Source organism: Paenibacillus aceris (assembly GCF_017874035.1).
In the GTDB taxonomy this organism is placed as follows: domain Bacteria; phylum Bacillota; class Bacilli; order Paenibacillales; family NBRC-103111; genus Paenibacillus_E; species Paenibacillus_E aceris.
This window is the reverse complement of record NZ_JAGGKV010000051.1, coordinates 1-6,568: the sequence shown is the minus strand read 5'-3', so window position 1 is coordinate 6,568 and position 6,568 is coordinate 1. Positions and strand designations below refer to the sequence as shown.

The 6,568-nt window shown below is 40.0% G+C and carries 4 protein-coding genes; all 4 read left to right on the top strand.

What is annotated here, in order from left to right; all coding sequences use genetic code 11:
• Positions 1 to 759: 759 nt before the first annotated feature.
• The 4 genes from J2Z65_RS34935 to J2Z65_RS34920 all read left to right on the top strand — a co-directional run bounded on the left by J2Z65_RS34935 (position 760) and on the right by J2Z65_RS34920 (position 6,261).
• Positions 760 to 1,110, top strand: coding sequence for a DUF5054 domain-containing protein (locus J2Z65_RS34935; protein WP_240160039.1), 351 nt, complete (start codon positions 760 to 762; stop codon positions 1,108 to 1,110).
• 342 nt (positions 1,111 to 1,452) lie between these two features.
• Entirely contained in the window at positions 1,453 to 4,722 is a 3,270-nt protein-coding gene (locus J2Z65_RS34930; RefSeq protein ID WP_167067234.1) for an S-layer homology domain-containing protein, read from the top strand.
• A gap of 424 nt (positions 4,723 to 5,146) precedes the next feature.
• On the top strand, positions 5,147 to 5,533 hold the full coding sequence (locus J2Z65_RS34925) for a hypothetical protein (RefSeq protein ID WP_167067237.1): 387 nt from the start codon (positions 5,147 to 5,149) through the stop codon (positions 5,531 to 5,533).
• Between the two features lie 206 nt (positions 5,534 to 5,739).
• Positions 5,740 to 6,261 carry a DUF1003 domain-containing protein gene (locus tag J2Z65_RS34920; RefSeq protein WP_420850886.1) on the top strand — a complete coding sequence of 174 codons (522 nt, stop codon included), beginning with the start codon at positions 5,740 to 5,742 and terminating at the stop codon, positions 6,259 to 6,261.
• The last annotated feature ends 307 nt before the right edge of the window (positions 6,262 to 6,568 follow it).

Genomic DNA, 6,568 nt, shown 5'->3' with positions numbered 1-6,568 from the left:
TTGACCCGTAGCGTACTTCCATCGTACTGAGGCGCTCGTTTTTTTACAAAGCTGAAATTTATCCAACTACAGGAATCTAACGAGGAACGATAGTTTAAAAAAGTGTGAAATTCCATAATTAATTAGAATTGTTCCATAATTCGTTAAACGAAATGTTTAATAAATGTTTAATAAATGATTAGTAAATGATTAGTAAATGGCATTTAGCTATAAAGTGAATAAGAATACAACAAGGTCAGTCGATGTTATGTCGTCTGACCTTGTTTTTTATAGAAATTAGTTGAAGTTAAAGACCTATGCTTATAGTTTACTATAACTGCTTAACCATCAAACTAAAAGACAGTAACGCGGCTCTTGAGGACGTCAACGAGTTGTTTGAGGATATCAAAGACTATCAAGGATATATATACCACTCACCCCTTTAAGTAGATCACCGCTTTTAAGCTTGTTCGCTTATTGGCAGTATTTTGTATTGCACTGGTCGAAATCGTACAAGCAGGAAGTCAAATATGGAGTAGTGATTCTATGGCCCAGTCACTAAAATAAATAAATGATTCTGGTTAAAAATGAGAAGCCAGCTGACTGCTGGCTTTTTAATTACTGCTGGTCCCATGATGTTCATCTTCCCATTCATTAATAAATTTTTCATCAGAGGTATTTCCGTCGGTTCCGTAAAGGGACAATTTAGTGGTTGTAATACTGGAAACAGTATTCAATATATAAAAAGAAAAAACAGGAGGGGACAATCAGGGCAAGATTTTGGCGGATGAGCATCATCGGTTAGGTTGTTATCAGTACGAAGCATTTGGTCATGAAAATTACAATGCATGCTTCCAAAACTATGTCCAGAATTTGAGTGAAACCTATTTCTGGGCTGATGCGGATTGGGGCAAGCCAGGTATGGAATTTGCAGAACCGCAGCCAGAGCATAAAAGGCTCTCGCCTCATTTGGTCAGTATAAGGCATCAGTTTCATGATTATTACGATCATGTGCAGGCGCAGCTTGTCATGCTCTCCGAATGCGTTCAAGTAAATGGAGCGCCACGAGATCTTCAAATTGATTACAAGTTCTATAAAAACCGGAAGCAAGCTGGTTCTCATTTGGGTTGAACGTCGATAATCCGAATTTGTGGAAAATGGATAAGATGGGCCAACTGATGTCTCCGCTTGAGGTTGTAAAAAACGGAAGCCGCAATCTGCATGCTGTCAATTCAGGCGTTTATTACACTGGAAGTGATGGCGGAGTTCGCTTGGAAACGTTGGATGCCCCTTTATTATCGCCTGACGGTAAGAGGCTGCTGCAATTCGACAATAGTTTTGCTCCTTGGATGGAGGCATGCACTTTAATTTGCACAATAATGTGTGGGGAACGAACTATCCAATGTGGTTTGAAGACAATGCCAAATTCAGATTCTCTATTAAGTTAAATTAAGAAGTACAAGGAGAGAAACTATGACTGACATCAATAGACTGAAGGAAAGTTTTGATAAAGGCTGGATGTTCGTATCCGGTTTACTGGCAGTTTCCATGATAGTATCCGGTTACAATGCAACAACGGTCATGGGGGCAGAAACTACAAAATCATCCGAACAGTTCAGCGATCTTCGCGACCTTGATGCTCAAACGAAAGCCAAATTTGCAGAAATGATTTCTTCAGGCGTGTTCGATGGTATAAGTGATGATCATTTTGGTATTAACGAGTTTATGAACAGAGCTCAATTTGCGAAAGCGGCTTCTCTTTTTTTCAATTTACAAGTTGATTCATCGCTAAAAGCTTCCAGTTATAAAGATGTATTAGCCGATGATCCTGCCAATGGATATGCTTTACCTTTCATTGAAGCAATCACAAAAGCGGGAATAACAACCGGAGATGCGCCTGAAACGTACAACCCTGCTGGAAAGGTAACAAAAGAGCAGCTGGCGGCATTCTTAATTCGTGCACTTGGTAAGGAAGCAGAAGCAAAGTCTGTAAAAGGTGTGGAGGACAAGACCGTATCTGATTGGGCCAAAGGATATGTGGAGCTGGCGATTAAGGAAAAGCTGCTGTCTGTGGAAGAAGACGGTTCATTCGGTGGCAGCTCGGCGGTAACCCGCAAGGACCTCGTTCTAGCTTCTTACGAGACCAAGCACTATAAGAAGAGCTACGCTATTTCTTCCTTGAAGGCAACTGACGCCAACGCTCTCACTGTTCAATTGAATCAGCCTCTGGCTGATACAAACGCTGTAACCCTATCCGTTTACAAGAATGGGGTTGTGAAAAGCGAGGGCTTTACAACAAGTTGGAGCGATGATAAAGAAACTGCAACACTCGTATTTGATAAGAAGTTTGAGGATGATACGTGGAAAGTTAGCCTTGACGGAGCTTCCCATATAGACAGTTCGAATGGTACGGCTGAAATCACGACGATAAGAGAAAAAATCGCAAAGCTGGAATTCGTATCAGCTGACGAACATTTACCGCTTCTGTCTTCGGGCCAAAAGCTGCGTCTAGAGTTCAAAGCAATCAACCAATATGGCAGACCTGCTTCGAAAACCGCAAGCAATCTGGACATTATGGTCATGGATGCCTCTTTTACACCAGTGGCAGGCGAACAAGCGATAAATATCATGGAGAATGCCGATGTAAAAACAAATGACGCCGTTACAGTTATCATCAGAGATATGGATAGCGGAATTACGATAACAAAAACATTTCAGGTTGGCATTCAACCGATGGTGACTAAAATTGAAGTCGGTGATTTGAAGAGTGACTCTAATGCCAAACTGGAGTACTTATCCTCTCAGTCTTCCGCATATTTGGATGTAAAAGCGTTTGATCAATATGGTCACCGAGTAATGGATAAAGCACTACTGAATCAATGGGTATCCGTTGTTCCCTTGGATACGGATTTGCAAAAAGGAGATAATGCGAATGCATTCGTGGACAGTATCGTCGGAGACGACGCTGCTGACATTAAGTTAACCTCAGTCGGTGAAAAGGAAAAGGATATTACGGTAGCCATATATGCCAATGGTTCAGGACAAACGGTAACAAAAGCCATTCATATCCGTACAAACGGTGTTCCATCAGCTTTACAATTCGGCAATTATGCATTTGAACTGGCACAAGGAGACAAAGTGCATGAAGACGACTTAGTCGATGCGAAAATGTATATTCCCCTTGAAATTAATGATGCACAAGGGACTAAGCTGACACCAGACCAAATCGTGGAAAAAGCAGATAAACTGCTTATCGTTAGCAATGGAGTAGTAACGCTGGAGACCGATCCATCGAAAGCAAAGAACTTTATTTCAACTAGCGGGAAAAATAAAGGTAAAATAGCAGTGAAGTCGGTGGATGCCAAAGGTCCGGCGGTCATAACTGTATTCTTGAAAGACAATCCAGAAGTGAAAGCTCAGTTCCAAGTAAATACCGGCAATGCCCGCAAAGCCGATTATTTAAAATTTTCTACGGCTCCAAGCAAGTACCAAATGCCATTCTGGGGCAATGATTTCAGAGTGAAGGTTTATGATCAATACGGTCAAGAAATGAAATACGACGATGCTAACCAATATTATGTGCGGATGACTTTTAAACATAACAGCGGCAATGCATTCGGCACTTTCATGGGAAGCAAGGAAAAAGACTTGTCGGTGAACCCCCGCTATAAGAATTATAAGTATGTATTCCAGGCATATCCTCGAGAAATGGGGACAGCCTCCGGACCTGTCGGGACTGTAGCGAACGCTGTGTACCAAGATTTCAGCATAGATACGATGTTTGACAAGACATTCCGATTCTACACGGGTGAAGCGGGTGCATCAGAATTTGCATTCAAGGCGATATTGTTTACGAAGGGGAGCAATCAGGAAATAAATTCTTTAACGACAACTTTACAAACTTTTGATCCTAAGCTCACTACGGATTCGCTGGGTAAATCAATATTTGAAGCGCCTGTACTCTTGCCATTCAACAAATTGTCGACAGTGGTTGCCATTAGGGATTACTGGGGAGAGACAGTCACAGATGCGACTTATTTGATGGATAAATATGAAAAATTCGCGAAAAAAATCAATATGCTACCAATGAAAGGCAGCGAGTTCGTATCCGGAAATATATATACCGTTCATTCTGCGGCATCGAGCAATTCATCCGTCGCGCAAGCGGTGAAAGGAAGCGACGGTCATTGGTACGTATTAGGACTCAAAGAAGGAAAGGCAACCATTCTAGTTGTTTATAAAGACGGGAAGGGCGATGACAAAACAGCTAGCTTTAAAATTAATGTGAAAAATGAAGTTCCTTCGGTTTCCTCCATTGCACTTGATAAATCAAGAGCATTGAACGTCTCCAGATCAGATCTTGCTGCAGGACTCTATCTATGGGATGAAAAGTTGGCGAATAAAATTACGGTTTCGGATCAATATTTTGATTCCATTGCAGCCTATCATGCACCCGGCACCTTGGATGAAGAATTGAAGCCTACCGACAATTGGCTGGTCCAAGATCCTTCAGCTCCTACTACAAGTCATGATGGGAACGACTTGCTCAACCTCATGTTTTATATTGATAAAATTAATTATGGGACATCTGCAAACGGTACTTCCGATTCAGTTGCTATTGATCCCAAACGCGGTTTCATTACGTATAGTTCAAATGGCGGTAAGCAAATTACAAGCTTCAGAGTGAAGGTGTCCGCCCCAAGCGGAAGCTCGGCATCATTTGATGTAGTCCTTCAGCCATAATGCAGCACCCACTGGTTCAATCTAATTAATGGTAAACTGTTTAAGTTAACTGCTCGATAATCACGACTTTAAAAGTGGAAAATGGTAATAATTCTTGGCCGCATCAGCTTATGCTGTTGCGGTTTCTTTTATTTTGTGGGCTACACAGTGCCCAATAAAACCATCATAAACCAATATCACACTTACTTTGGATGTGGGGGATTCGAAATAATGAAGAATATATCGTTCTTGCTTAAGGTGAAGGTGGCTGCCTTTTCCCCGCTAACGGGCAGATTAGTTCAATAAGGCACAACGATGGACTGTACTACCCGTATGCCTTTTTTTGAAAGGCAACAACAATTTTACAAGAGTCATATAACAAATACACAAGAGTTATAATTATTCTCTCATATAATGTACTACTAAATAAAAGGAGGTGATTTAGTTGTCTCATATAACTCGATCAACTGGTATACTCCAAAATAGTCTAGATGTAGAAATTAATGCTCATATTGAAGTAGTTAATCTTGATGATGAATCTCATAGAGTAAGAGTTAAAGTGTTTGATTGGGGATTAGCTGGTGCCGCTGGTGTTCCAGTTCAAGGACCAATAGCAACTCTTTTAAATTTTAATGATAAACTCTCTCCAAGTACTCGAATTGCTTTAAACGCCGATATTCTTGCAGGGCACCATTACGAAGTAAGAGTTACTCATTCTAAGAATGAAAGTGTGATGATCAACGTTTTTGGTAGAGAAGGTGATGCTGGTAATCCATTTATAGAAGGAAATACTGTACTTGATAGCGAATTTGTAGAGTTAGAAGAGTCGTAATACTATGACTACTTAAACTAATGGATAACTATAGCATAATAAAACACCAGTGAAGGCAGCCGAGATCAAGAGGCTGCCTTTTCCCCGCTAACGGGCAGGATAGTTTAATGGAGATGGTGAAAATGAATTGATTAGAAATGGCCAAATTGGTATAAGTATATAAAGGAGATACGGAAAAGAGATAAAAAATCCAATACATTTTGAGGGTGAAAAAATTGGGAATCGAAATAAAACAAGATTTAAATGATTATGGTAGTCGAGTTAACCGTCTAGTTGATGAATTTGAAAATCATATTCACGCACAATTAAATGAAAATTACATTAAGTCAACAAAATGGTCTGATAAGTTAGCAGATAAAATTGCTGAGTTTGGCGGTAGTTGGAAATTTATTAATATATTTTTCGCGGTCTTGCTGGTATGGATCGTAGTAAATACTCTGTCTTTTACTAAAGTGATTCATTTCGATGAGCCGCCTTTTATCCTATTAAATTTAGTGCTTTCTTTCCTAGCAGGATTTCAAGCACCAATAATTATGATGAGCCAAAATCGTCAAGCAGCAAGGGATAAAAAAGAAACAATTATTGACTTCGCCATTAATTATAAAGCCGAACAAGAGATTTTCGATATTCAAGGACATCTGCATAGACTTGAAGATGATTTTTCCAAGTTTAGGAATGAAGTTAGGAATGAGTTAAGTGAAATCAAAGATTTACTGAAATCGAAATAGGCCTTCGAGGAGGGGGAGTACTATCCCTGGGGAGGAAAAGGAACAAACTCAACGAACCGGTTATCAGCGCATTGTACTTACAATTAGTTACTTTTAAATGCATATAGTGTTATGCATAAGAACGTTATTAAGTGAAATTTCAAGCTTAATCTAACGGGACACGATAGCGCAGGAGCTGCATTGAAGCAGCTCTTTTTTTGATTCCATCATTAAAGTAAACCAGCTAATAACTTGTCAAGATTTTTCAATAGAAAATCGAGAAGATGGTGCTATACTAATTACTGAGCATGCCAAATAACCCTCCAAA

Bases quoted from the DNA above. Each gene is read 5' to 3' on its own strand.
- J2Z65_RS34930 (WP_167067234.1), top strand. From the start codon at position 1,453: ATGACTGACATCAATAGACTGAAGGAAAGTTTTGATAAAGGCTGGATG.